Here is a 23,156-nt window from a genome sequence, read left to right on the forward strand (position 1 = left end):
CACTCCGTGCACCGGCCTGACCCCATTCGTGGTCCAGGCGGCCAATCGGGACTACGCTAGCTCTCGAACATTATTGGCCATGGACCGTCGCCCCCGCGCCCGGTTGTCAGGCCGGACGAGGTCGTCACCCCTCTGGAGAGCGCCGTGCCCAAGTCTCAGGTCCGTAAGAAGAAGGTGTACACCCCGCCGACGGACGTTCGTCCGACGACGACGGCGTCGTCGCGCAAGCCTAGCCCGGTGTGGTTGCCGATCACCGCGGTCGCCTTGATCGTCGTCGGGATCGGCTGGCTGGTGCTCTACTACCTGTCCGAGCAGGAGTACCCGGTCATGGCGTGGGGTTACTGGAACCTCGCCGTCGGCTTCGGTGCGATGGTCGCTTCGCTGGCGTTGCTCTCTCGCTGGCGCTGATCCGAACGGACCGCCGCGTCGGCGGTCCCACGTCACCCCGTCGAGCCCCTGCCCAGCAGGATCGGGTGGGGCCCCCTATGGTGTGCGCAGGCAGCGCGGCCTACTGCGAGATGACTCACGTTACCGCTGGGTAACCTTCGCGTAGGCTGCACTGCATGACCGAGCAGAGCGAGGTCATCAGGCAGCAGACCGGGGAGGCCAACTCGATGGGCAGCGTCCAGATCGTCACCACGATCCTCGCAGCCGCCATCACCGCCGTGGCGGTGTGGCTTGCGGTGCGTGCGGTCCTGAAGATGGTGGCAGTCATCCGGCTCGGGCAACCCGCGCCGGAGCGGTTCTCCGACACTGTCGCCCGCGCCAGGACGATGCTGGTGGAGACGGCCGGCCATACCCGGATGCTCAAGTGGGGCGTGGTGGGCGCCGCGCACTGGTTCGTGATGGTCGGTTTTGTCGTGCTGTCGCTGCTGGTGCTCGAGGCGTACTTCGAGGTGGTCACCACCGACGGCGGTCTGCCGATCATCGGGCACTGGACGATCTTCGGTCTGGTCACCGAGATCATCGGAGTGCTGGGTCTGGTCGGCATCCTGGTGCTGATGGCGATCCGGCTGCGCAACCGGCCGACCCGCCCGGGTGGGCGGTCCCGGTTCACCGGCTCGACAATGTGGCAGGGCTACTTCGTCGAGTGGATCGTGCTGCTGGTCCTGATCTTCGGCTTCGTGATCCGGGGCTTCAAGGTCGCCACCGACCACTTCGAGTTCCCGTTCTGGGCCACCCCGGTCAGTCACGCGGTCGGTGCGGTGCTACCCGACTGGGCGGACGGCGTCAGCGTCGCCGCGGCCATCAAGATCATTATTTCGATGACCTGGCTGATCGTCATCTCCCTGAACGTCACGATGGGCGTCGCCTGGCACCGCTTCCTGGCGTTCCCCAACATCTTCTTCAAGCGGGAGCCGGCCAGGCCGGCCGGCTCCGGTCTCGGCGCGCTGCGCCCGATGACGAGCCAGGGCAAGCCGCTCGACTTCGAGGAGGCCGACCCGGAGAAGGACCAGTTCGGCGTCGCCCACGTCGAGCAGTTCAGCTGGAAGGGCCTCCTGGACTTCAGCACCTGCACCGAGTGCGGTCGCTGCCAGTCGCAGTGCCCGGCCTGGAACACCGGCAAGCCCCTGTCGCCCAAGCTGCTGATCCTGAGTCTGCGCGACCACGCGTACGCCAAGGCGCCCTACCTGCTGGCCGGCGGCGGCAAGGACCTGACCGGCGAGGAGAAGGCCACCCAGGCCCAACTCGCCCACCTGGACGTGCTGGCCCTCGCCGAGGCCGACAAGCCGCTGATCGGCACCGCCGAGGAGGGCGGTGTCATCGACCCGGACGTGCTCTGGTCCTGCACCACCTGCGGTGCCTGCGTCGAGCAGTGCCCCGTCGACATCGAACACGTCGACCACATTGTCGACATGCGCCGCTACCAGGTGCTCATCGAGTCGAGCTTCCCCTCCGAGGCCGGGGTGATGCTGCGCAACCTGGAGAACAAGGGCAACCCGTGGGGTGCCCCGCAGAACACCCGCGAGGACTGGACCAAGGGCCTGGACTTCGAGGTGCCCCGGGTCGGCGAGGTGGACGACTTCGAGTACCTGTTCTGGGTCGGCTGCGCCGGCGCGTTCGAGGACCGGGCCAAGAAGACCACCCGCGCGGTGGCCACGCTGCTCAACGAGGCGGGCGTGAAGTTCGCGATCCTGGGCGAGGGCGAGACCTGCTCCGGCGACCCGGCGCGACGGATCGGCAACGAGTTCGTCTTCCAGATGCTCGCCCAGCAGAACGTGGAGACGCTGAACGAGGCGTTCGAGGGCCGCGAGAAGGCGAAGCGCAAGATCGTCGCGACCTGCCCGCACTGCTTCAACACACTGGGCAACGAGTACGGACAGCTCGGCGGGGAGTTCGAGGTTGTCCACCACACCCAACTGCTCGCTCACCTGGTCGCCACCGGCAAGCTCACCCCGGTGCAGCCCGTCGACGGCGGCGTCACCTACCACGACCCCTGCTACCTGGGTCGGCACAACCGCGTCTTCGCGGCCCCCCGAGAGGTCCTCGGCGACGCCATCGCGGGCGACCTGACCGAGATGCCGCGTAACAGCGAGCGCTCCTTCTGCTGCGGCGCCGGTGGCGCCCGGATGTGGATGGAGGAGAAGATCGGCAAGCGGATCAACGTGGACCGGGTCGAGGAGGCCATGGCCACCGGGGCGAAGACGGTCGCCGTCGGTTGCCCCTTCTGCTCGACGATGCTCAGCGACGGGGTCAACGGCAAGGGCGCCGGCGAACAGGTCGAGGTGATCGACGTGGCAACCGTCCTGCTCCGCTCGGTCAAGCCCGAGCAGCCGCAGGGCGGCAAGGAGACCGCGCCGATCGGCGGCTGAGACGCGTACCCCCGGGATTTGTTCATCGACGGCGGCGGCCCCTGAGGGCCGCCGCCGTCGTGCAAGAATCTCGCCGAGGTGAGGCGACATCGACGGCCTGCTCTTGATGACGCTGTTGCCCCTGGTCGGCTTCGTAGCCCTGACCGCGGGCAACGCGTTCTTCGTCGCGGCCGAGTTCGCCCTGGTCACAGTCGACCGGGCGGAGATCGACAGGCGGGCCGCCGCGGGCGACCAGGCCGCCCTGACGGTACGCACAGCGTTGCGCGAACTCTCCTTCCAGCTCTCCGGGGCGCAGCTCGGCATCACCATCACCGCGCTGCTGACCGGCTACCTGGCCGAGCCGGCCCTGGCCCGGATCTTCACTCCGTTGCTGCGTCCGGTCGCCGGTCACAGCACCGAGCGGCTCACCCCGTTCATCGCGTTGGCCCTGGCCACGCTGATCTCCATGCTCTTCGGCGAGTTGGTGCCGAAGAACGCGGCGCTGGCCCGGCCCATGCCGGCGGCGCTGGCCACGGCCGGCCCGATGCACACCTTCTCCCGGACGTTCGGTTGGGTGATCCGGGGGTTGAACGGCTCGGCGAACCGACTGGTCCGCGCGCTCGGCGTGGAGCCGCAGGAGGAGCTGGCAAGCGCCCGTTCACCGGAGGAGTTGGGCCTGCTGGCGGGCATCTCGGCGCGGGCCGGCGCGCTGCCCACGGACACCGCGATGCTGCTGCGTCGCACCATCCGCTTCGGTGACAAGCGGGCCGCGGAGGCGATGACCCCCCGGGTGGACGTGGTCGCGCTGCGCTCCACGGCCACTGTGGCGGAACTGCTGGAGGAGTCGCGGCGGACCGGGCGGACCCGGTTCCCCGTGTACGAGGAGACCCTGGACCTGGTGACCGGTGTGGCCGGCGTGCCCGACGCGTTGGGCGTGCCGCTGGCCGACCGCGCGTCGACCCGGGTCGGCTCGGTGGCCCGCGAGCCGGTGTACGTGCCGGAGAGCCTGAACCTGGACGGTGTCCTGGCCGCCCTGAAGGCGGCCGGGGCCGACCTGGCCATCGTGGTCGACGAGTACGGCGGCACGGACGGCGTGGTGACCGTCGAGGACCTCGTCGAGGAGTTGGTCGGAGAGATCGCCGACGAGTTCGACCCGGCGAGCGTGGACGACAACGGGTCGGCCGAGCTGACAGTGCCGGGCGGTGAACGGACGGTGCTCGTCGACGGTGTGCTCCGTTCCGACGAGGTGGCCGAGCAGACCGGTTTCCGGCTGCCCGAGGGGCCGTACGAGACGTTGGCCGGGTTCCTGATGGCTCAGCTCGGGCACATCCCGCTGGCCGGTGAGACGGTCGAGACGGACGGCTGGGAGTTCACGGTGGTCGAGGTGGAGCGGCACCGGATCGAGCAGGTCCGGGTGTTGCGCCCGGCGGATCCGGACGACGATGACTGAGCTGCTGGTGACGGTGCTGTTGCTGCTCGGCAACGGGTTCTTCGTGGGCAGCGAGTTCGCGCTCATCGCGTCCCGTCGGACGGTGATCGAGCCGCTGGCCGCCGGGTCGAAACGCGCCCGCTGGGCGTTGTCGGCGATGAACCAGATCCCCCTGATGATCGCTGGCGCGCAGCTCGGCATCACGGTCTGCTCGTTGGGTCTCGGCGCGATCGCCGAACCGGCGCTGGCTCACCTGCTGGAGCCGCCGTTCCACGCGGCCGGCCTGCCGGAGCGGGCGGTGCACCCGGTGGCCTTCGTGCTGGCACTGGGCGTGGTGGTTTTTTTGCACACGGTCGTCGGTGAAATGGTGCCGAAGAACATCACGCTTGCCGGTCCGGAGGTCTCCGCGCTCTGGCTCGGCCCGGCGATGCTGGCATTCTGTGTGGCCACCAAACCGTTGTTGCTCGCGATGAAATGGGCGGCCCGGCGGGTGCTCGCCTTCTGGCGGATTGAGGCGTCGGAGGCGGTGAAGACGGTGTTCACCGCCGAGGAGTTGGCCGGGTTGGTGTCCCAGGCGCGGACCGAAGGGCTGCTCGACGCGGAGCAGCACGCGCGGATCACCGGAGCGCTGGCCCTGCATGCCCGGACGGCGGCGGACGCGCTGCAACCGTGGTCGACGGTGGTGACGGTGGCCGAGGACGTCTCGCCGGCGTCACTGGAGGTGCTGGCGACCCGGACCGGCCGGTCCCGGTTCCCGGTGGTGCAGCGGTCGACCCGTCGGGTGCTCGGTTTTGTGCACGTCAAGGACGTGCTCGGGTATGCCGGGCAGGGCCGCCGGTCCCCGGTGTCGGCCGACGTCTACCGGCCGCTGGCGGTGGTGCCGCCGGACCGTACGCTGGCCGATCTGCTGCTGGCCATGCGTCGCGAACGGCGGCACATGGTGCTGGTCAGCGATGGGCGGCGGCCACTCGGCGTGGTCACTCTCGACGATGTATTGACCGCAATCGTTGGGTGATGGACCAATACCCTTGGTGTGCAAGCGGTTGCACGACAGTGATGGTTGCGGCGCTCGCCTTGATTACCGCCCCGAGCTTCCCTAATGTGGGGCACCGACCGCTGTGGGTCGTCTGCCTCGGCCCTTCCCTCACGCGAGGCGCCCGGCGGTCGGTTGCAAAGGAGTCGGTGCCGGTGGCAACCATGCCCCCTCATCGTCACGACCTGAATGCGTCTGCTCGCTCTGGTGGCCTGCGTCGCGTCGCGCACCGGGTGCTGATCCTGGTCGCCGCGGCGGCCGTCGGCGCCGGTCTGCTGACCGCGCCGGCACATGCCGCGCCCACGGTCGACGAGATCGAGGCTCAGATCGACAAGAAGTGGGAGCAGTTGGAGCCCACCATCGAGCAGTACAACAAGGTCCGGGCGCAGCTGAAGGTCAACCGGCAGAAGTCGGCGAACCTGCAGAAGAAGATCGAGCCGCTGGCGTTGCAGAGCGAGCTGGCGCTCAACCGGGTGGGCGACCTCGCCTCCCGTTACTACATCTCGGGCCCGTCGCACGACATCGGCGCGCTGCTGGTCAGCGCCAAGCCGGACACGCTCACCGAGCAGCTCACCATCCTCGACCGGCTCGCTTCGCAGGAGCGCAAGGAGGTCGAGGGTGTGCTGGCCGTGCGGGCCAAGTACGACGGCGAGAAGCAGAAGCTGGACGCGCTGATCGTCACTCAGACCAAGCAGCAGAACGAGCTGGCGGCGAAGAAGAAGCAGATCGACGGCGAGATCAAGCAGCTCGAGGCGTCGATGCCCAAGACCACTGTGGTGACCGCGGCCTGCCCGACCATCAACGGGGTGGTCAGCGCGGCGGCCCGCACCGCGATCAAGACCGCCTGCGGCAAGGTCGGCAAGCCGTACGTCTGGGGTGCCACCGGCCCGAACTCGTTCGACTGCTCGGGGCTGACCCAGTACGCCTACAAGGCGGCCGGGATCTACCTCACCCACCACACCGGTGACCAGTGGAACGAGGGCAAGGCCATCTCGCGGGGCGATGCCCGCCCCGGCGACCTGGTCTTCTTCTTCTCCGGCCTGAGTCATGTCGGGCTGTATCTGGGTAACAACCAGATGGTGCACGCGCCACGTGCCGGTAAGCCGGTGCAGGTGTCCAGCATCACCACAATGCCCATCGCCGGGTTCCGCAGACCCGGCTGATCCACCTCGCGCGACACGACGGCCCCCGGTCACCGACCGGGGGCCGTCGTGGTTCTCAGCGGGGCGCGCCCACCGGGGACGGCAACAGCTGCACGTCGGCGAGGTCGACGTACATGATCCGGTGGCCGAACTGGATCTGCGCGTACCGGTTCTTGCCGCGGATCACCGTCCAGTCGCCGGGTGAGGAGCCGTCGAACGTGCTGGCCCGGTAGTACTCGCCGGCCAGCACCGCGCCGACGGCGTACCGCTGCCCGGCGGCCAGGGTGTACTGGAGCGGCGAGATCGCCTGGTAGGGCACCCCTTCCGGGTACGCCGCCTGCTCCGGGTACGCCCGTCCGTAGACCGGAATGGTGGTTCGGCCGGGCTTCGGCGTGGCCACCACGCCGACTGTCCAACTGGCGGTCGGCGCGGACGCCGGGTTGTGGAACCAGGCCCGCTGCCCGAGGTACCAGATCGCCGTCCAGTCACCCTGCCGCCCGGCCAACGCGTACGTCTGCCCGGCGGACGCCCGGGCCCCGTGGTCGGACACGGACATCGTGTTCGGGGTGCCGTCGGGACGGAGCGCGATGTCGTTCACCAGCGGCGCGTCCGCCGACGGTGCGCTGCGCAGCACCACAGCGGAGGAGCCGCGTGGCGCGCAGGGCACGCCCGCTGTGACGCAGTCGGTGAACGCCGGCTGGTTGGTGGCGTAGTCCGGGTCGATCCGGACCAGCCCGGTGGCCGGGGTGCCGGTGTCCAGTCGAGGCGCGTGCAGCAGGTCGAAGTAGTGCGTCCAGTCCCAGTACGGGCCCGGATCCCAGTGCATCCCCCGCACTGTCGAGGGAATGGTGCCGGGCACGTTGTCGTGGCCGATGATGTGCTGGCGGTCCAGCGGAATGCCGTACCGCAACGCCAGGTGCCGGACCAGCTTCGCCGATGTCCGGTACATCGCCTCGGTGTACCAGGTGCCCTGCGCGGCGAAGCCCTCGTGTTCCAACCCGATCGACTTCGCATTGACGTACCAGTTGCCGGCGTGCCAACCGACATCCTTGGTCTTCACGTGTTGGGCGATGTGCCCGTCGACCGAGCGCAGCGAGTAGTGCCAGCTCACGTAGGTCGGATCCTGGACGAGTTGCAGGGTGGTGGCCCAACTCGCCTCGGTGTCGTGGATGACTATGTACTCGATTTTCTGCCGTGCGGGCCGGTCGGAGAGGTCGTGGTTGCCGTAGTCCCCGTCGCCGAACGCCTCGTAGGGCGCCGGGATCCACTCGCACGAGATGCTGCGCGGGCACTCCACCCCGTCCGGGCGGGCCAGGCGGCGCAGGCCCAGCCGGTCCAACCAGGAACGCTCGGGCCGCACCGCGCGGGCCGGCAGGCTGACCCGCTGGCCGTCGTCGGTCACCCGGGACTGGCCCGCGCCGATGGTGGTGAAGACCTCGTCGGCGAAGGCCGCGGCGGCGTCGGCGCTGTCCGCGCCGGAGTAGCGGGCCACCGCGCCGTACCAGGCCGCCGGGTCGGTGTCCGCGCCGACCGGTGCGCCCAGATCCCTCTGGTACGCGCTCAGCAGCGCGGCCCCGCCCCGGATGTTGAGACCCGCGTCGGTGCGCAGCGCCTCGGGGGTGGCGCCGGTCAGCGTGGCGGCGGCGTCGACGGTCTGCAACGCGGCGGTGGACGGCGCGGGTGCCTCGACCGGTCGGGGCGCGGGCACCAGTGCGGGACGGGAGTCGTCGCCGCGCGGGTCCTCGGCGCCGGCGTCGTGGTGGCCGCGCCCGGGGAGGGCGGCCACGTGCCGCGCGTCGGTCAGGTGCATCGGGCCGTAGCCGCCACTGGTGCTCGGTGTGCCGGCGTTGGTGTCCCAACGGGACTCCAGGTATGAGACGCCGAGCAGCACGACGGCCGGCACGCCGTACTCGCTGGCCGCTGCGGCGTACTGCTGCTGGCGGTCGGTGGTGGGCGCGGCTGCGGCCGGGCCGACGGAGAGTGGCACCGTGGTCGCGGCGGCTACCACGGTGGCGGCGAGCAGTGCGCGCCAGCCTGTCGACAGGGTTGGATGGTGCATCGAACCCCCTAGATTCTCGCGGAGTGAGGTCAGGTCACCATCGCGCCGTCCGGGAGGTCACGTCAATACCTTTCCATCCATCGAAGCAGAGGGAAAGAATTCTTCACACACGGTCGGTGACCTCGTCCAATCGGTACGGAGTGTCACTGCCGCACGGGTTGCGGATTGGTAACAGGCGTCTCTACTCTGGTCATTCGTCGGGCCGACAGCAGCTCCGCCCAGCCCGGGCGGTAACGGACCGACACCGCCGAGTCGTTTCCGAGCGAACCGGGGACCCAGGTCCCTCGGGGTGAATCCGCAGCCACTGCGGTAGGGCGCCGACTTCCCGCCCGAACCCGTCAGCTAACCCGGTAGGCGGTCAGGAAGAAGGAGTACGAGACCCCGGTGGCACTCCATGCCCCGCGGCCGTCGTCCGAGCGGTCGGCATCAGCCGGCCCGACGCCGATAGTGCCGCGCCCACGCTGGTCCCGCTTCACCACCGCTCTCGCCGCGCTGGCGGGCATCGCCGTCGTCCTGACCGGCAGTGCCACGGCGGCCCACGCCGACCCGTCCGTCGCCGAGATCGAGCGCCAGATCGACGCCGACTGGAACAAGCTCGAACCGATCATTGAACGGCACAACGCCACCCGCACCGACCTCGCCGCGAAGCGCAAGCAGGCGGACGCCCTGGCCGCCCGGATCACTCCGCTTGAGCGCCAGGTCGACGCCGCGATGGACAAGGTCAGTGCCCTTGCCGTACGCGCCTACAAGGGTGAGAACGTCTCGACCGTCAACGCGGTGCTGGGCAGCCGGTCGCCCAGCGAGGTGGTCGGCCAGCTCGAAATGCTCGACCGCTTCGCGCACAACCAGCAGAAGGACGTACGCCAGGTGGCCGACCTGCGCGACCAGTTGGCCGCGCAGAAGGCGCCGCTGGACGAGATGGTGGCCCAGCTGACCCGCACCGAGGCTCAGCTGGCGGCGAAGAAGAAGCAGATCAACGAAGAGATCGACCGCCTGCAGAAGCTGCGCCTCAAGGTGTACGGCAACGGTGGCGGCGGTCCGCTGCGTCCGGCGCCCTGCCCGGGTAGCTACCCAGGCGGCGCCGCGGGCACCGCTGTCAAGTTCGCCTGCGCGCAGATCGGCAAGCCCTACGTCTGGGGTGCCGAGGGCCCGAACTCGTACGACTGCTCCGGGCTGATGCTGGCCGCCTGGGCGAAGGCCGGCGTGTCGCTGCCGCACAACGCCGCCGCCCAGAGCCGGGTCACCAAGAACGTCAGCAAGGGCGACCTGCGCCCCGGCGACCTGGTCTTCTACTACAGCGACATCCACCACGTCGGCATGTACGTCGGCGGCGGCTGGGTGGTGCACGCCTCGCAAGCCGGCCAACCGATCAAGATGAAGAAGGTCGACGACGGTCCAATCCACAGCTACGGCCGTCCCGGCTGACCCCGGACCACCGAAGGGCCCGTCGCGAACTGTCGCGGCGGGCCCTCGTCGTCGTGGTTCTAGCGGGTTGGCCAGGTGCGCCAGTGCTGCCAGGCGCGGCTGGGTGTCGGCCCCCGCTGGCCCTGGTAGCGCGAGCCGTAGACCACCGAGCCGTACGGGTGCTCGGCCGGCGAGGAGAGTCGGAAGATGCAGAGCTGCCCGATCTTCATGCCCGGCCACAGGGTGATCGGCAGGTTCGCCACGTTGGAGAGTTCCAGCGTCACGTGACCGGAGAAGCCTGGGTCGATGAAACCGGCTGTGGAGTGCGTGAGCAGCCCGAGCCGGCCCAGGGAGCTCTTGCCCTCCAGCCGGCCGGCGAGCTGGTCACCCAGCGAGATGACCTCCAGCGTCGAGGCGAGCACGAACTCCCCCGGGTGCAGCACGAACGGCTCGCCGTCGGGAACCTCGACCGCCGAGGTCAGGTCGTCCTGCTGCATTGCCGGATCGATGTGGGTGTAGAGGTGGTTGTTGAAGACCCGGAACAGCCGGTCGAGTCGGACGTCGATGCTGGAGGGTTGGACCAGGGTGGGCTCGAACGGCTCCAAGCCCAGCGTGCCGGCCTTGATCTCGGAGACCAGGTCGCGGTCGGAGAGCAGCATCGGACCACCATAGCCGCGTTGCCAAAGGTGGCCGGATTCGGTGGCGGTGACCAGCGCGTCGAGGTCGCTGCTCGTACATTTGTTCGATAGAATGCCCACATGGCTTCCTGGTCCGAATTCGCCGCCGACGAGCCCCGACTCGCCGACGGGATCCGCGTTCTCCTCCAGCAATACGGGCCGGGCTTCGGCTATCTGGCCACGGTCCGTGCCGACGGCGGGCCCCGCGTCCATCCGGTCTCCCCGGTCATCACCGCCGAGGGGCTGTTCTGCTTCATCATCGACTCGCCCAAGCGCCGTGACCTCGAACGTGATGGCCGTTACGCGCTGCACTCGTTCCCCGCGGAGGAGAGCGACGACGAGGCGTACGTGGCGGGAAGCGCCCGTCCGGTGACCGATCCGGTCCGGGTGGCGCAGCTGGCGCAGACCGCCCGGGCCGAGCCGCAGGTCGACTGGCGGCTCTTCGAGTTCACGGTCGACGTGGCCATGCTCACCCGCCGCGAGCAGCACATCGCGGGCATCCCGGGCCTCGCGCCGGGTCGGCCGGCCGTTCGGGTCTGGCTCGACCCAAACGCCCCGTCGGCGGTGGCGGCGCCCGTCGCCGTCCCGCAGGCGCGTCCGACCCGCCTCAGCCGTGACGTCCAGTGCACTGCCGCGTGACCACGGCCGGAAGATCATCGGTGCCGGCTCCGTCGTAACGGAGCCGGCACCGGTCGTACGCACCAACCCGGCCGCCCGCAGTGATCAACTCGACTTCATGGAAATCGCGGCGTCCCAGCGCCGCGGATGCCCCGACTTCCAGAAAGCCGAGTGGATCAACCCGGACGAGGGGTACGCGGACAGCCGCGACCGGCGGGGGTGCCTGGGTGCAGAGGCTCGACGACTCGGGTACAGTGGTGCCGCTTGCGGGTGTAGTTCAATGGCAGAACATCAGCTTCCCAAGCTGACAGTGCGGGTTCGATTCCCGTCACCCGCTCCACGTACGGAAGCCCTGGTCAGGACACATGTCCCGCCAGGGCTTCCGTGGTTCTAGGTCATGCTGAAACAGGGATGGGCCATTAGTGGGCCATTAGCTCGCCTCGGCGGCCGGTCCGTCGCCGTCGGCAACCCGCTTGACCTTGCGCTTGCTCGGCTTGCGCCGGGCCGCCTTGACCGCCTTGTCGATCGCGTCGGCGATGCCCTGGTCGGCCTCCCGGTTGGCGTGTTGGTAGATCAGCGCGGCACGAGGGCTGTCGTGCCCCATCCGCGCCATGATGTCGCGCAGGCTCGCCCCTGGTGCCCGCGACGCGAGGGTGTTGCCGGTGTGCCGCAGGTCGTGGAAGTGCAGTCCGGGAACACCTACGGCGGCGACCGCCTCGGGCCACTTGACCAGCTTGTTGAAGTTGCCGCGCCAGAGGTTCCGGCCGCTCTCGCCGGTAAACAGAAACGCCTCGGGTGCCTCGCCGACATGGCTGCTCATGTGCTGTTTCAGCACAGGAAGGGCCGCCTTGGGCAGGGCGACGGTCCGCACGCCCGCCCGCGACTTCGGCGGGCCGAGGATCAGGCCGGTTCCCCGGTGTTCGACGAACGCCTGTCGCACTCGCACTGTGCCGGCCGCTAGGTCGATGTCGCATCGTTGCAGGGCGACCGCCTCGCCCCACCGCAGGCACCCGAACGTGGTGACCAGGATCAGCGCTTGGAAGCGCTCCGGTATCCGCTCGGCGAGCGCGAAGATCTGCGGAACGGTGAGGACCGGTCGCTCTGCGGGCTTCTCCTGGTCGGCACCGACGACGCGACACGGGTTGATCCTGATCAGTTCGTCCTCCTTGACTGCGGTCATCAGGACCGCGCGTAGCAGCCGGTACGCCTTGGCGGCCATGGTTACCGATACGCCCTCGGTCAGCAGTCGCGCCCGCCACTCGCGGACCATGGGCGTGTCGATTCGGTTGAGCGGCATGTCGCCGAGGTGCGGCGTGATGTGCCTGCCGAGGGTCCAGCGGTACAGGTGCACTGTCCGGGGCCGTAGGTTCGGCCGTTCGGTGATCCATCGCTCGGCGTAGTCGCGTAGCCGGATCTTGCCGCGTTCAGGGTCGATCCACTCGCCCCGCATCATCTGGGCCTCGATCAGCGACAGGTACTTTTCGGCCTCGGGCTTTCGGGCGAACGTCTGCGGGGCGGAACGCATTCGTCCGTCCGGGCCGGGGTAGCGAGCCTGGTAGCGGCCGGACTCACGTTTACGGATGTTGCCGAATCGGCGGTGTCCCTCTTGGTTGGCCATGATTAGGCGACACTCCTCAATCCGCGCCAGACGGTCTCTGCGGTCATGGGCTCGACTCGTCCGGCGTGGACGAATGCGGCCAGGTCGGCGGGGTCGATCCGGATCGACCGGCCGAGGCGGTGGAACGCGATCTGTCGCTCGGCAACGGCGCGGCGTACGTAGCGAACGCTCATGCCGATGCGGCTTGCGGCTTCTTCGATGGTCAGCAACTCGGCGGGCAGTTCCAGGACCGGCGCGTTCTGGGTGGTCCGCTTAGCCATCGGGTGTCCTTTCCGGGCGGTGCGGCTATCAGGGGCGGTGCGGTAAGGCGTTGAGGGGGTCAGTAGCGGCTTCTCCAGCGGCGAGAGCGGTTCGGCGAGGGGTGGCGGGCCGCGTCGACAGAGAGCCGTACGGCGGCCGGCTGAGAGCCACGCTGCGCCAAGATCTCGGGCGTTCCGGTGTCTTCGTATGGGACTGTGCTGAAACAGCCTCATAACCACCTGTTTCAGCATGTTCGGCAGGGTCACGGCCAGAGTCCGGCTGTCCCCGGGGTGTCCCCCTCGTTTTCCCTGCTCAGGGTGGGTTGGGGGACTTCGGGGACAGCGGGGACACCAGGGACTCGGTACCGGCCGCCGGTGTCGGCGGCGAGTTGCCCGTCGGCGAGCATCCGCTGACAGGTGCGCTTGACGTTTTCGTAGGCGAGTCCGACCCCCTCGGCGATGACCTTGGGCGGGCTGCCGGGGGCGGTCCGCAGGAAGCGCAGGATCGTCGCGCGGGTCTCGCCGACCTGGTGATCCTCGGCGGGGCCGTCGAGCATTTGCCAGGCACCGGCGGCGGGGTCGAATGTGAGCGCGTACTCGTTCTCGTCGACGTCGCGGCCGGTCACGTGCAGCACGCCGTCACCCTGGTTGCGCGCCCGCTTGAGTACGAGGGTGGCGTCGGCGGCACCGGCGAGTCCGTTGGTCCCCGAGACCTCGGTGAGGAAGTCGTCGGATCCGGCCTTGCGTACGTGGTGGACCAGGACGAACGCGACGCCGTAGTCGTCGGCGACCTTCTTCGCCCGGCCGACGGCGGCGTAGTCGGCGTCGTAGGCGGAAGCGCCGGGTGCGGAGTGGCCGCGCAGCTTGGCGAACACGTCGATGATGACCATTCGGGCGTTCGGGTTGCGGTCGAGCCACGCGGCGATGGCCTGGTCGCCGCCTTGCGGCAGCGGCGGGCACTCGGTGGCCAGGGTGAGACCGGCTGGGGCCTTGCGCTGGCCGAGAACCTTCCCGAGCCGGTTTTGCAGGCGGCGGGCGGTGTCTTCCAAGGCGAGGTACAGCACGGGGCCGGGCTCGACCGGGATCGCGCCGAACGCCTTGCCGCCGAGGGCGACGTCGAGGCCGAGGCCGAGCGACATCCACGACTTGCCGACCTTGGGCGGGCCGCAGAGCAGGTTCACGCCCTCGGACAGCACACCGGGCACGGCCCACTTCGGCGGGGCGAACTCCATCGCCATGATGTCGGCGGCAGTCCACGACGTGCGGATGCGGGCGGGCCGCTTCGCCTCGGGCGACAGGACCTCGGCGGCGTCGTCCGGTCCGGCTACGTGCAGGTGCGGGCGGTCTGCGGGCATGGCACTCATGCGGCCACCGTCCGGGGGCGACGGGCACCGGCGGCGAGGCCAGAGCGGATCGTGCGTAGCGTCTCGAACCGGCTGAGGCCGATCGACAGTGCGGTCTGCTCCAGCAGCGCGGCGGCCTGGTCGACGGACAGCGCTCCCCCGGCGGCAAGCTGGCCGAGGGCAACCGCGGACACGTAGAGCGTGTGGTTGCGCTCGCCCTCGGCCGCGTGCCGCAGGTGGTCGAGCTGGCGGCCGATAGCGGCATCTAGGTAGGCGCCGGCCCGGCCGGACGGCAGGTCGACAGCGACCGGGCGTTGCGGCGGCAGCGGCGCGGGGGCGAGGCGTTCGGCGAGCCAGTCGGGCAGGTCGGCGACCGGCAGATCGCGGGTGACCGTGTATGGGCGTCCGGCAACGGTGCTTCCGGCCGCGACGACGTAGCCGCCATGGGCGCGAGTGTCGACCAGCCATCCGAGGCCGTTGCCGCGTTCGCCGGCCGTGTTGCGCAGGGCCGGACCGGTGGCCGGGTGCCGGAAGTAGAGGTGCGCACCACCTCCGCCGGTGGTCACGGTGTACGTGTCGGTGGGGACCGGCCGTCCGGCGTCGGCGCACAGGTCGGCGAGTACCGGCCACCCGTCCAGGTAGCCCGCGAACCTGGTGGGCGCGACCTGGTCGGGCTTGCGCACGTCCAGGTCGACGACGAGCAAACCGGATGGGCCGCAGGCGATGCCGACTCCGTACGGCGTGCTGGCCCAACCGCGCCGGATCCTGTCGGGGTCGATGGTGGCGCGGGCCTCCCAGCCGGTGTGCCCGTTGCGGCAGCGCGGGTCCCGGCCGGTGCAGGCGTCTGCGGGGTGGTCGGGAAACGCGGGCCGCTTGTCGTTGGGACGCAGGGGGAAGACGTGCCAGCCACGCGCGGCGGCGGCGAGAGCCACGTCGCGTAGGGATTCGTTGTCGGGCATCGGTTTCGGCCTCCTGATGTCGGGTGCGGACGGGTGTTCGCGCTGGTAGTTCTCGTCGGCGCAGGCGGCGCAGTAGCGGGCCTTCTCCCAGCGGGCGACCTGCAACGGCTGACCGGACACGGTGTCTTCGGCGGCGACGGTGCGGTCGCAGATGTGCGGGTAGGGCAGATCGGCCGGCACGAGGCGATCGAGGGCCTTGCTCGCGCCGATCCAGTGCCCGCCGGTCATAGGCCCGGCCGCCCGTCGTGGCAGTCCAGGCACTCGCCGAGTGAGCGCGCGATGTAGTAGTCGCGCAGCTCGCCGCAGGTCGGGCAGATGCGGCGGGCGCGCAGCGCGGCCGAGATCGCGCGCCGTTGGGCCGGCGTCGCGGTGCGCTTGGGCCGGGCGAGGTCGAGCCGGTACAGGTATGCGGTCCGGGTGCCGCCGACGCCCCGCCAGAGGATCTGCGCGGCGATTGGCTGACCGCCCGGTCGCAGGCCGCGCGCCCGGAGCTGCCTGCGGGTGGCGTAACCGTCCGGCGCACCCTGCCACCAGAACGTCGGGACGTCGTGCCGCTCGGCGTCGGGATCCCAGTAGGCGGCCCGGATCCGCGACATCAGCCGGCCCTCCGGTCGAGCGCTGGCCGGTCGGTGGCCCGGCCGCGCAGGGCGGCGGGCCGGATCGCGGCGACAGCGGCCAGCAACTCGCGGCACAGGTGCAGCACGAGGCCGAGCTGCCGCCGGGCGGTGTCCTCGGTCCGGCTGAGCGGAACGCGGATGCGGATCTCGGCGTAGTCGACGTCGGCAGCGCGGACGCGGGTGATGACGGCCCGGCCGCCGAGCGGCCCGTCGGCGATGATGTCCGGGGCCTGGTGCAGGGTCACCCCGCAGCGGTGATCGCGGGTGCACCAGTTGGTGTGCGGCGTCTCGGTCCGGCTGAACCGGGCCTCGGTCCGGGCGGCCATCAGCGCGTGCCCTTGCCGTGCAACTCGCGCAGGCTGTTGATGATCCGGCGGCCGACGCGCAGGCGGCGTCCGTCGCCGTGGCAGCGGCGGCAGAGGCCGAACGCGCGGCCGAACGGGGAGCGACGCGTGCCGGTGCCGGAGCACTTGCCGCAGGCTCCGAACGGCCAGAGCCAGCACCCGAGGGCGTAACAGAGCGTGGCGATCACGGCGGCGAGGATCAGTACGCCGATCATGGTGGTTCCGGGGGTCGCGGTCGCGGCGAGGGCAGACACAGTGAGCCTCCAGAGGGCGTTTTTGGGCGTGAAGGGCTGGCGACGCAACCCGCGACCGGTCAATGTCTGCGCTGACCAGGCCGGTCGCGGGTTGAGTCGCGGTGACGCGACCGGTCGCGGGCGGGCCGCGACCGGCTACGCGGCCTTGCGGCGGGTGATCGCGGCGTCGATGTCGTCGGCCTTGGCTCCCTTGAGGGCCTTGCCGGAGCGCTTGACGTCTACGCTGCGTACACCGAATGAGCGGACCTGAGCCGAGATCGATTCGGCGGTCACGTCCGCGTACGCCTCGGGGAGCCGGGCGGCGAGGCGGCCCGCGATCTCCTCCCACTGCGCGCCGGTCTCGCCGCGCTCGATCACGCTGCGAACGTCGGCGAGCACGTCGCGGATCTCGCGGGCGACGTCCTCCCCGGCCGCCATGCCGGACAGCGTGCCGGCCGCCTCGCGCAGCTTCCGGGCGGCGATCAGGATCTTCTCCGCGTCGTCCGCGTCGGCGAGGTACGTACGAACCGTCGGGGTGGCGTCCGACGCGCCGCGCAGGATGCCGACGCCCTTGTAGGACGGCAGCAGCGTCGACGAGTCGTAGCCCTCGGAGTTCGCCCCCGCGCCGAGGACCAGGTCGGAGACGTTCCACGAGCCGGTACGCAGGGAGAACCGCACCTGGTGGTTGTCCCGGAAGCTGATGAACTGCGTGGCGACCTGCCCGCCGCCGACCCCGCTGGGCCGCTGGGTGGCGTCGACGAACCCGACACCGGCCGCCGGGGCGACCTTGACCAGGTAGACCAGCAGCGACGCGATCTCCTTGCTGATGTCGCCGAGGTCGAAGTACTCCTGGAACTCGTCCAGGACCACCAGCCGCACCGGCATCCGGTACTTCGGGTCACGGGCGATCTCGCGGGTCAGCTTGCCCTCGGGGCAGATGTCGACCGGCAGCTTGGACAGCCGCTCGTACCGGTCCTGGACGTCGGCCTTGATCTCGCGCAGCGCTTCGAGCGCGATCTCGGCGGGGTCGCCGTCCCGGGTCATCGCCAGACCGAACGCGTACCGGTCGGCGACCAGCGCGAACTTGCGCCAGTCCGGCTTGCCGCCGCCGTCCAGCACAGTGAGCTTCACGTACGGGTCCAGCGCGGCGTACAGGGCCAACGAGCGAGCGGCGAACGTCTTGCCCTGCCGAGGCTGCGCGCCGATCAGGATGCTGTTCCACATCAGGTCGACGTTCACCTTGTTGCCGCGCTCGTCCAGCCCGAACGGGGCAGGCTGCCAGATGTCGGTGGGCTTGCAGCGCAGCAGCGGCGTCCGGCCCGCACCCTGGGCGAGCGGGTCGCGGTCGGCGACCCACAGCGTGTGCCGTCGGTGCGAGCTGGGATCGCGGGTGATGAACACCTGCGACACCGCGACGTCCAGACCCGAGGCGATCGCGCCGCGTGCCTTGACCGCGTCGTCGAACGTCTTGCCGTACGGCAGGTCGATCGACACCTGGGAACCGGTGCCCGAGGCGTCACGGGCCATGGTCGAGCCGAACCCGATCTGCTGGTGCGCCTTGTCCGGGTGTCCGAGGCCGGCGGCGTAGTAGGCCCGCAGGATGATGTCCGGGTTCACCCGGCGGAAGCGGCCCGAGACGGTGGCCGGGGTGATGATGCGCCGGTCTTCGGGACGGCCGATGTGTGCCAGGAACGCGACCAGCAGGCAGGCGGTAAGCACCAGCGCCCACACCGGGGCGACGGCGTAGAGCACCGGGCCGCCGACGCACACCGCGACGGCCTCGGCGGCGAGCACGATGCCGCGCCACATGCGGGTGGCCTTGACCTCGCGGTGCAGCTTGAGCCACATGGCCGGGTCGTTGGCGTCGGCGGCGGCCTGCCGCAGCCCGTACTGCTCCGACACCCACCACCACTTGAGCTGCCGGCCGATCAGCCGGAACGTGCCTACCCCGGCCCAGAACGTGGCGAGGGTGGCGTACCAGGGTGCGCGGACGGCGTGGAACCCGGCGCGGTAGCCGGTCAGGGCGGCGGCCTGCGCGAGGCTGTGTCGGATGTTCGGCCACGTCGACCAGTTGGCCGGCACGATCGGCCGCTTGCCGGACGCGTCGACCGGCGGCAGTTCGACGGGCATCCCACCGCGCTGCGGGATCTCGTCCAGGTTCACCTCGAAGTGCGTGCCCGACTCGGCGGCGGCCCGGCGGGTGCGCTCGGCGTCCAGGTTGACCACCTCGGCGACGTCGGCCTCGGCGGCGGTCCAGTTGAAGTTCTCGGGGTTGGGGTTTTGCGCAGTCATGATGGGGGTCTCTCCTGAGGTCTGGTGACTGATGGGAGGGCCGGTGACGCGGCGCTTGCTTGGCGGCGGGTGGCCGCGTCACCGGGCGAAGCTAGGCGGCGATGAGGGCGGACGTTTCGGCAGGAAGCGGGGCAGATGGTGACGCATCAGTGACGCGCAGAGCGGCGAGGTGACGTCGCGCGGTCGAGACCGAGACACCGGCCTTGGCGGCGATCTGCGAGACCGGCGCGTCGGGCATCTTGGCGGCGGCCTTGGCGACCTTCTCGGCCGACACCGGGCGCGGTGTGACCCGCTTGACCGGTGTCTTCTTGACCGCCGGAGCCGGAGCGACTTCGACCGTGGGCACCGGCGCGGCAGGCGTCTCCGGTCCCCAGATGTCCTCGTTGGTGTAGGCCGATTTCGACTCGACCAGGTCGGCGGGAACCGGGGCGGACTCGCTGACCGATGCGGCCTCGGTGAGGGTGCGGATCCGGCCGCCGATCTCAACCAGACTGATCGACGCGACCACGATCAGGCCGTCCACGCTGAAAGGCAGCAGGTAGGCCGAGGAGTCGGCCTCGCCGTACCGGGTGGCCACGCCCACCATGTGCCAGTACGACACCCAAGCCGCGATGCCCGCGATGACGGCCGTAGCTCCCAGCCGGACGGCCGACAGCGCACCGCGCCGCGCCGGGACCCGAGAGATCAGCTCGACCGCCAGCAGTAGCGCCACGGGCGACCACGCGGAGATTGCCTGACTGATCACGTTGTCGCTGGCGTGAAGCACGTTGCCCGCCAGCGACGCCGCGATGCCGAGAGCGAACACCGAACGAACACCCCACCCGATGCGCTTGAGGCGCTTGAGGTCCTGGGCCATCACGCGACCGCCTTCCGGGAGGCGGGACGCGCGGCCAGCTCGGCAGCGACGCGGGTCACGCGGGCCTCGGCCCGGCGCAGCCGCCGCCAATCCAGCGGCGACGGGCCACCGTGGTCGGCGGCGTACATCAGGGTGATCTCGGCGTCCAGAACGGACAGCTCGGCCTCGATCAGCGGCCACTCGGTCTCAATCGCGGCCAGAGCCTTCGGCGTCGGCTCGGTTCGATGCGGTCTCAACGGAACCTCCAACAGGTTGCAGGCGTGACGAACAGCGCTACTGAGCTGCGGCGTTGCCACTACTCGCAGTAGCAGTGCGACCATAACCCGCAGTAAAACTGCGAGTCAAGAGAAACTGCGATTGGCAGTGTCTCTGCGGGTCTGTCAAGCTGGAGTGCAACTACATGGGAGGCGCTGTGAGCAGGGGATTTGGCCTAGTTGTACGTTTCGAGCTGCGCGACGAGACCGCCGCCGCAGAGTTCGACAGGCTCGTGGCCCAGGCAGGGCCGGAGATCGAACGGCTGGAGCCGGACACGCTGGCGTACGTGATCCACACCGTCCCGACCGAGCCGCTCGTTCGCGTGTTCTACGAGCTTTACGCCGATCGCGCGGCCTTCGACTTTCACGAGGAGCAACCACACATCAAGCGTTTCCTTGCCGAACGCGAGCAGTACCTGAGCGGCGTGGATGTGACGTTCATGCAAGCCGAATCCGGGAAGGGGCTGATGCGCGCATGAGTGAAGGGGATAGCCGAGCGTTCGGGTTGAGAGTGGCCGAATTGCGCAGGCAACGCGGCATGAAACAGGAGGAGTTGGCGGCGACGCTCGGTCGCACCGCGAGTTGGCTTTCGCAGGTGGAACGGGGCATTCAGCCGGTCAATCGGCTAGACGTCCTCCGGCTACTTGCCGACGGACTAGGTGTGCCGCTCCAGACGCTGCGACCGGATACGCCAACGCCCGTATCGGTTCCGGCCGAACCCGCCGACGCGCCGAACGACTTGGATCAAGCACGTCTGACCATATCCGGGTACCCGGTGCCGGACGTTCTCCTCATGGCGAACGCCGTCGACGCAGCCGTCGATGTCGACGAATTGCGGGCCGCAGTGGACGCGGTTTGGGAGCTAACTCATGGAAGCCGATTCGCAGAGCTAAGTTCGGCGATCGGCCCGCTCATTCCCCGATTGGAACGCGCAGCACGCACCGCTCCGTCTACGGATCAGCCGACGCTATGGCTCCTACTCAGCCGTACGTACCAGGCGCTCTCTGCCGCGTTCGTGCGACAGGACGAACCCGATGCAGCCTGGCTAGCGGCAGACCGGTCGATCAATGCGGCCGAACGGTCGGGCGAGGTATTGCACGTCTTCGCGGGTGTTTACCGGCTCGCGCAGGCGTTCGTGCGGCTCAAGCACTTGGATCAGGCCGAACATGCGGCGGCAACGGCAGTAGTTGCTCTACGTCGGCACCTAAGCGGAACTACCGCACATCCGGAGGCGTTGTCCGTTCTAGGCTCGCTACACCTAGCGCTGGCACTGGTTCACGCACGGGCAGGAAACCGGGCAGAGGCCCGGCGGGAGATCGAGCATGCCCGGCAGGTAGCTGAAAAGCTTGGTGTCGACCGGAATGACTTGAACCTCGAATTCGGGCGAACCAATGTCGACATCCAGGCTGTCTCAATCGCGGTCGAACTTGGCGATGCAGGAGAGGCCATCGACATCGGAGAACGGATCAACGCCGAACGGTTGTCGACGGAACGCCGTGCGCGACTAGCGATGGATCTCGGCCGTGCTTATGCGCAGCGCCGGCAGGGCGGCGAGGCGTTGGCGCACTTGCTCGAAGCCGAGAAGTTGGCACCGGAACTCATCCACACTCATGTTGCTGCCCGGAACGCGATCCGCGAACTGATCCTGGTCGCCGGACGTGCGGCATCACCAGAGCTGAAGTCGCTCGCGGAAAGGGCGGATGCGCAGCCCTGACCTGGTGTCCCCGCTGTCCCCCGTGTCCCCGCTGTCCCCCCAGGGGGATTGAGCTGCGGAAACGAGGGGGACGGTATAGGTGGCAGTTGTCCCCGACGGTCGGCTACGCGAACTGACCATGGAAGACCGAAGCTCTCGCCTCTGCCGATGTTGTGGTCACTACGATGCGGGAAACTGCGGAAGTGTTGTCGCGCGCTTGCACACATCAATCAGATGACAAGAGCTGAGTGAGCAGAGATGTCTGGGAATGTTCCGTACCGGCGCTGGAGCACGGAAGATCAAGAACAACCACCAGTTACAAGCGTCAGGGAGCTTTGCGCTTTATATGACGCTGGTGAGCGCACCTTTAAGCGTGCGAAGTTGGATGGTGCAGACCTGCGGGGGATCCAAATACCCGGCGCTTCTCTTCTGAGGGCGTCCATGAAGAACGCTATCATGGACGGAGCGGACCTGATGCACGTTCAGCTCAAAGGGGCAAATCTTACGGGTGCAAAGATGAAGCGTTGTCGACTTATTGCCTCTGACTCGATTGATACAAATTTCAGCGGCGCGGATCTTAGTGGCTCGGATTTTACGGGGACTCACTTCGAGAGAGCAAAATTCGACAAGGCGGTCCTTTCGGGCGCGCTATTCAACAACGTCACCCTAGGGCGGGCTAGGTTGGCGGGCGCGTATCTTGATGGCGTGGAGCTTTCCAGCGCCGATCTTTGCGAACTCGACGTTAGACCTCTTTGTGACGCGCGTAAAGTCAAGCATTTGAGCCCATCAACCATTGATGCGCGAACTGTAATGTTGTCGTACTCCCACCCACGCCTGAAGCGATTTATGCTCGACTGCGGTGTGCCTGATTTGTTTGCCGAATATATGATTGATTGCGCTCGCGCGCTAGGTGAACCGTTAATTAGGAGCATGATGCAAAGTACCTTTATAAGCTACGGCGGCCCTGATGAAAAATTCGCTAGGAAGCTGTATGACGCACTAAGGAGTCATTCAGTTATCACCTTCTTCTTTCCCGAGACTGCGACCGTGGGGGAGAGGATAGGCGATGAGGTTTACAAGGGCATACAGAATCACGACCGTGTCATACTCGTCTGCTCTCGCAACTCGTTGAATCGAGCGGGAGTTCTTCACGAGATTCAGGAGACGTTCGACCGGGAGGCCCGGGATGGCGGGGCCACGTACTTGCTCCCGATCACGTTGGATGACTACGTTTTCACCGATTGGTCGCCCACGTCGCCGTCACTAGCGGAGCGCGTAAGAACCCGAGTGGTCGCAGATTTTCGCAAAACCTCTCGAAGTTCGACGAAGTTCGACGCCGCTCTTAGTCGCTTGATTGACGCTCTGAAGATCAAGCGGCCGTAGGTCGGATCGTTGTCGGTGTCTGTTGCTGTCCCCCGTGTCCTGCTGTCCCCCGTGGGGGGTTGAGCTGCGTAAACGGCGGGGACAGTACCAGTGGCAGTGTCCCCCAGGGCTCGGTGGCAAGCGAGCGGGTTTACCCAAGATCCGGGCCATTAGCGGGCCATTACGGCGGGC

General features: G+C 68.7%; 22 protein-coding genes, 1 tRNA gene and 1 riboswitch. Of the genes, 11 read left to right on the plus strand and 12 right to left on the minus strand.

All coding sequences use genetic code 11. From position 1 onward, the window contains the following. Nucleotides 1-144: 144 nt before the first annotated feature. The 5 genes from AB0B98_RS04725 (at nucleotide 145) to AB0B98_RS04745 (ending at nucleotide 6,417) form a co-directional block, all read left to right on the plus strand. Nucleotides 145-408: a cell division protein CrgA gene (locus AB0B98_RS04725; protein WP_238669715.1), complete on the plus strand. Its 264-nt coding sequence runs from the start codon at nucleotides 145-147 to the stop codon at nucleotides 406-408. Nucleotides 409-614: 206 nt separating this feature from the next. Next, on the plus strand, nucleotides 615-2,813 hold the full coding sequence (locus tag AB0B98_RS04730) for a (Fe-S)-binding protein (protein ID WP_357361128.1): 2,199 nt from the start codon (nucleotides 615-617) through the stop codon (nucleotides 2,811-2,813). A gap of 106 nt (nucleotides 2,814-2,919) precedes the next feature. Further along, nucleotides 2,920-4,242, plus strand: a complete 1,323-nt coding sequence (locus AB0B98_RS04735; RefSeq protein WP_357360920.1) for a hemolysin family protein — start codon at nucleotides 2,920-2,922, stop codon at nucleotides 4,240-4,242. Further along, entirely contained in the window at nucleotides 4,235-5,236 is a 1,002-nt protein-coding gene (locus AB0B98_RS04740) for a hemolysin family protein (RefSeq protein ID WP_357360922.1), read from the plus strand. The genes AB0B98_RS04735 and AB0B98_RS04740 overlap by 8 nt, the downstream gene beginning before the upstream one ends. A 167-nt stretch (nucleotides 5,237-5,403) precedes the next feature. Further along, a complete protein-coding gene (locus AB0B98_RS04745) occupies nucleotides 5,404-6,417 on the plus strand; it encodes an NlpC/P60 family protein (protein ID WP_357360924.1) in 1,014 nt (337 codons plus the stop codon). 55 nt (nucleotides 6,418-6,472) lie between these two features. Here AB0B98_RS04745 and AB0B98_RS04750 read toward each other — a convergent pair whose 3' ends face one another. After that, on the minus strand, nucleotides 6,473-8,455 hold the full coding sequence (locus AB0B98_RS04750) for a peptidoglycan recognition family protein (RefSeq protein WP_357360926.1): 1,983 nt from the start codon (nucleotides 8,453-8,455) through the stop codon (nucleotides 6,473-6,475). 235 nt (nucleotides 8,456-8,690) lie between these two features. Then, a riboswitch (cyclic di-AMP (ydaO/yuaA leader) is annotated at nucleotides 8,691-8,826 on the plus strand. 13 nt (nucleotides 8,827-8,839) lie between these two features. Between AB0B98_RS04750 and AB0B98_RS04755 the strand changes: the two genes are divergently transcribed. Beyond that, entirely contained in the window at nucleotides 8,840-9,880 is a 1,041-nt protein-coding gene (locus tag AB0B98_RS04755) for an NlpC/P60 family protein (protein WP_357360928.1), read from the plus strand. 59 nt (nucleotides 9,881-9,939) lie between these two features. On the opposite strand, the gene dcd is transcribed toward AB0B98_RS04755, so the two are convergent. Further along, nucleotides 9,940-10,518: a dCTP deaminase gene (gene dcd, locus AB0B98_RS04760; RefSeq protein ID WP_030332009.1), complete on the minus strand. Its 579-nt coding sequence runs from the start codon at nucleotides 10,516-10,518 to the stop codon at nucleotides 9,940-9,942. A gap of 99 nt (nucleotides 10,519-10,617) precedes the next feature. Here dcd and AB0B98_RS04765 point away from each other — a divergent pair, with 99 nt between their 5' ends. After that, on the plus strand, nucleotides 10,618-11,175 hold the full coding sequence (locus AB0B98_RS04765) for a pyridoxamine 5'-phosphate oxidase family protein (RefSeq protein WP_308193503.1): 558 nt from the start codon (nucleotides 10,618-10,620) through the stop codon (nucleotides 11,173-11,175). A 245-nt stretch (nucleotides 11,176-11,420) separates the two neighbouring features. Beyond that, nucleotides 11,421-11,494 (plus strand) — tRNA-Gly (locus AB0B98_RS04770). A 90-nt stretch (nucleotides 11,495-11,584) separates the two neighbouring features. Here AB0B98_RS04770 and AB0B98_RS04775 read toward each other — a convergent pair. From AB0B98_RS04775 to AB0B98_RS04820, 10 genes are all read right to left on the minus strand, one after another. Beyond that, a complete protein-coding gene (locus AB0B98_RS04775) occupies nucleotides 11,585-12,772 on the minus strand; it encodes a tyrosine-type recombinase/integrase (protein WP_357360930.1) in 1,188 nt (395 codons plus the stop codon). Between the two features lie 2 nt (nucleotides 12,773-12,774). Next, entirely contained in the window at nucleotides 12,775-13,032 is a 258-nt protein-coding gene (locus AB0B98_RS04780; RefSeq protein WP_357360932.1) for an excisionase family DNA-binding protein, read from the minus strand. Between the two features lie 242 nt (nucleotides 13,033-13,274). Further along, a complete protein-coding gene (locus AB0B98_RS04785) occupies nucleotides 13,275-14,375 on the minus strand; it encodes an AAA family ATPase (RefSeq protein ID WP_357360934.1) in 1,101 nt (366 codons plus the stop codon). After that, nucleotides 14,372-15,541, minus strand: a complete 1,170-nt coding sequence (locus AB0B98_RS04790; RefSeq protein ID WP_357360936.1) for a bifunctional DNA primase/polymerase — start codon at nucleotides 15,539-15,541, stop codon at nucleotides 14,372-14,374. The genes AB0B98_RS04785 and AB0B98_RS04790 overlap by 4 nt, the downstream gene beginning before the upstream one ends. Next, nucleotides 15,538-15,909, minus strand: a complete 372-nt coding sequence (locus AB0B98_RS04795) for an RRQRL motif-containing zinc-binding protein (RefSeq protein WP_357360938.1) — start codon at nucleotides 15,907-15,909, stop codon at nucleotides 15,538-15,540. Before AB0B98_RS04795 ends, AB0B98_RS04790 begins: the two co-directional genes overlap by 4 nt. Further along, nucleotides 15,909-16,256 (minus strand): hypothetical protein, encoded by a 348-nt coding sequence (locus AB0B98_RS04800; RefSeq protein ID WP_357360941.1) that lies wholly within the window; start codon nucleotides 16,254-16,256, stop codon nucleotides 15,909-15,911. Before AB0B98_RS04800 ends, AB0B98_RS04795 begins: the two co-directional genes overlap by 1 nt. Then, nucleotides 16,256-16,528: a hypothetical protein gene (locus tag AB0B98_RS04805; protein WP_357360943.1), complete on the minus strand. Its 273-nt coding sequence runs from the start codon at nucleotides 16,526-16,528 to the stop codon at nucleotides 16,256-16,258. The genes AB0B98_RS04800 and AB0B98_RS04805 overlap by 1 nt, the downstream gene beginning before the upstream one ends. Nucleotides 16,529-16,663: 135 nt before the next feature. Next, on the minus strand, nucleotides 16,664-18,799 hold the full coding sequence (locus tag AB0B98_RS04810; protein WP_357360945.1) for a cell division protein FtsK: 2,136 nt from the start codon (nucleotides 18,797-18,799) through the stop codon (nucleotides 16,664-16,666). A 91-nt stretch (nucleotides 18,800-18,890) separates the two neighbouring features. Continuing rightward, on the minus strand, nucleotides 18,891-19,655 hold the full coding sequence (locus tag AB0B98_RS04815; protein ID WP_357361130.1) for a DUF2637 domain-containing protein: 765 nt from the start codon (nucleotides 19,653-19,655) through the stop codon (nucleotides 18,891-18,893). Further along, complete coding sequence (locus tag AB0B98_RS04820) at nucleotides 19,655-19,891, minus strand: DUF6284 family protein (RefSeq protein ID WP_356975622.1); 237 nt, start codon at nucleotides 19,889-19,891, stop codon at nucleotides 19,655-19,657. The genes AB0B98_RS04815 and AB0B98_RS04820 overlap by 1 nt, the downstream gene beginning before the upstream one ends. 176 nt (nucleotides 19,892-20,067) lie before the next feature. On the opposite strand from AB0B98_RS04820, the gene AB0B98_RS04825 reads away from it, so the two are divergent. The 3 genes from AB0B98_RS04825 (at nucleotide 20,068) to AB0B98_RS04835 (ending at nucleotide 22,985) form a co-directional block, all read left to right on the plus strand. Further along, nucleotides 20,068-20,388 (plus strand): antibiotic biosynthesis monooxygenase, encoded by a 321-nt coding sequence (locus tag AB0B98_RS04825; protein ID WP_357360947.1) that lies wholly within the window; start codon nucleotides 20,068-20,070, stop codon nucleotides 20,386-20,388. Next, nucleotides 20,385-21,623 (plus strand): helix-turn-helix transcriptional regulator, encoded by a 1,239-nt coding sequence (locus AB0B98_RS04830; protein ID WP_357360949.1) that lies wholly within the window; start codon nucleotides 20,385-20,387, stop codon nucleotides 21,621-21,623. The genes AB0B98_RS04825 and AB0B98_RS04830 overlap by 4 nt, the downstream gene beginning before the upstream one ends. Before the next feature lie 237 nt (nucleotides 21,624-21,860). Further along, the gene (locus tag AB0B98_RS04835) at nucleotides 21,861-22,985 is read left to right on the plus strand and encodes a toll/interleukin-1 receptor domain-containing protein (RefSeq protein WP_357360951.1); all 1,125 of its coding nucleotides are present in this window, start codon (nucleotides 21,861-21,863) and stop codon (nucleotides 22,983-22,985) included. The last annotated feature ends 171 nt before the right edge of the window (nucleotides 22,986-23,156 follow it).

Origin of the sequence: Micromonospora sp. NPDC048947 (assembly GCF_040649495.1) — a bacterium.
In the GTDB taxonomy this organism is placed as follows: Bacteria; Actinomycetota; Actinomycetes; order Mycobacteriales; family Micromonosporaceae; genus Micromonospora; species Micromonospora alfalfae.

Coding starts and splice junctions, on each gene's coding strand:
- AB0B98_RS04765 (WP_308193503.1), top strand. CDS start 10,618: ATGGCTTCCTGGTCCGAATTCGCCGCCGACGAGCCCCGACTCGCCGAC.
- AB0B98_RS04735 (WP_357360920.1), top strand. CDS start 2,920: ATGACGCTGTTGCCCCTGGTCGGCTTCGTAGCCCTGACCGCGGGCAAC.
- AB0B98_RS04780 (WP_357360932.1), bottom strand. CDS start 13,032: ATGGCTAAGCGGACCACCCAGAACGCGCCGGTCCTGGAACTGCCCGCC.
- AB0B98_RS04775 (WP_357360930.1), bottom strand. CDS start 12,772: ATGGCCAACCAAGAGGGACACCGCCGATTCGGCAACATCCGTAAACGT.
- AB0B98_RS04810 (WP_357360945.1), bottom strand. CDS start 18,799: ATGACTGCGCAAAACCCCAACCCCGAGAACTTCAACTGGACCGCCGCC.
- dcd (WP_030332009.1), bottom strand. CDS start 10,518: ATGCTGCTCTCCGACCGCGACCTGGTCTCCGAGATCAAGGCCGGCACG.
- AB0B98_RS04785 (WP_357360934.1), bottom strand. CDS start 14,375: ATGAGTGCCATGCCCGCAGACCGCCCGCACCTGCACGTAGCCGGACCG.
- AB0B98_RS04750 (WP_357360926.1), bottom strand. CDS start 8,455: ATGCACCATCCAACCCTGTCGACAGGCTGGCGCGCACTGCTCGCCGCC.
- AB0B98_RS04800 (WP_357360941.1), bottom strand. CDS start 16,256: ATGGCCGCCCGGACCGAGGCCCGGTTCAGCCGGACCGAGACGCCGCAC.
- AB0B98_RS04730 (WP_357361128.1), top strand. CDS start 615: ATGGGCAGCGTCCAGATCGTCACCACGATCCTCGCAGCCGCCATCACC.
- AB0B98_RS04740 (WP_357360922.1), top strand. CDS start 4,235: ATGACTGAGCTGCTGGTGACGGTGCTGTTGCTGCTCGGCAACGGGTTC.
- AB0B98_RS04830 (WP_357360949.1), top strand. CDS start 20,385: ATGAGTGAAGGGGATAGCCGAGCGTTCGGGTTGAGAGTGGCCGAATTG.
- AB0B98_RS04790 (WP_357360936.1), bottom strand. CDS start 15,541: ATGACCGGCGGGCACTGGATCGGCGCGAGCAAGGCCCTCGATCGCCTC.
- AB0B98_RS04815 (WP_357361130.1), bottom strand. CDS start 19,655: ATGGCCCAGGACCTCAAGCGCCTCAAGCGCATCGGGTGGGGTGTTCGT.
- AB0B98_RS04835 (WP_357360951.1), top strand. CDS start 21,861: ATGTCTGGGAATGTTCCGTACCGGCGCTGGAGCACGGAAGATCAAGAA.
- AB0B98_RS04795 (WP_357360938.1), bottom strand. CDS start 15,909: ATGTCGCGGATCCGGGCCGCCTACTGGGATCCCGACGCCGAGCGGCAC.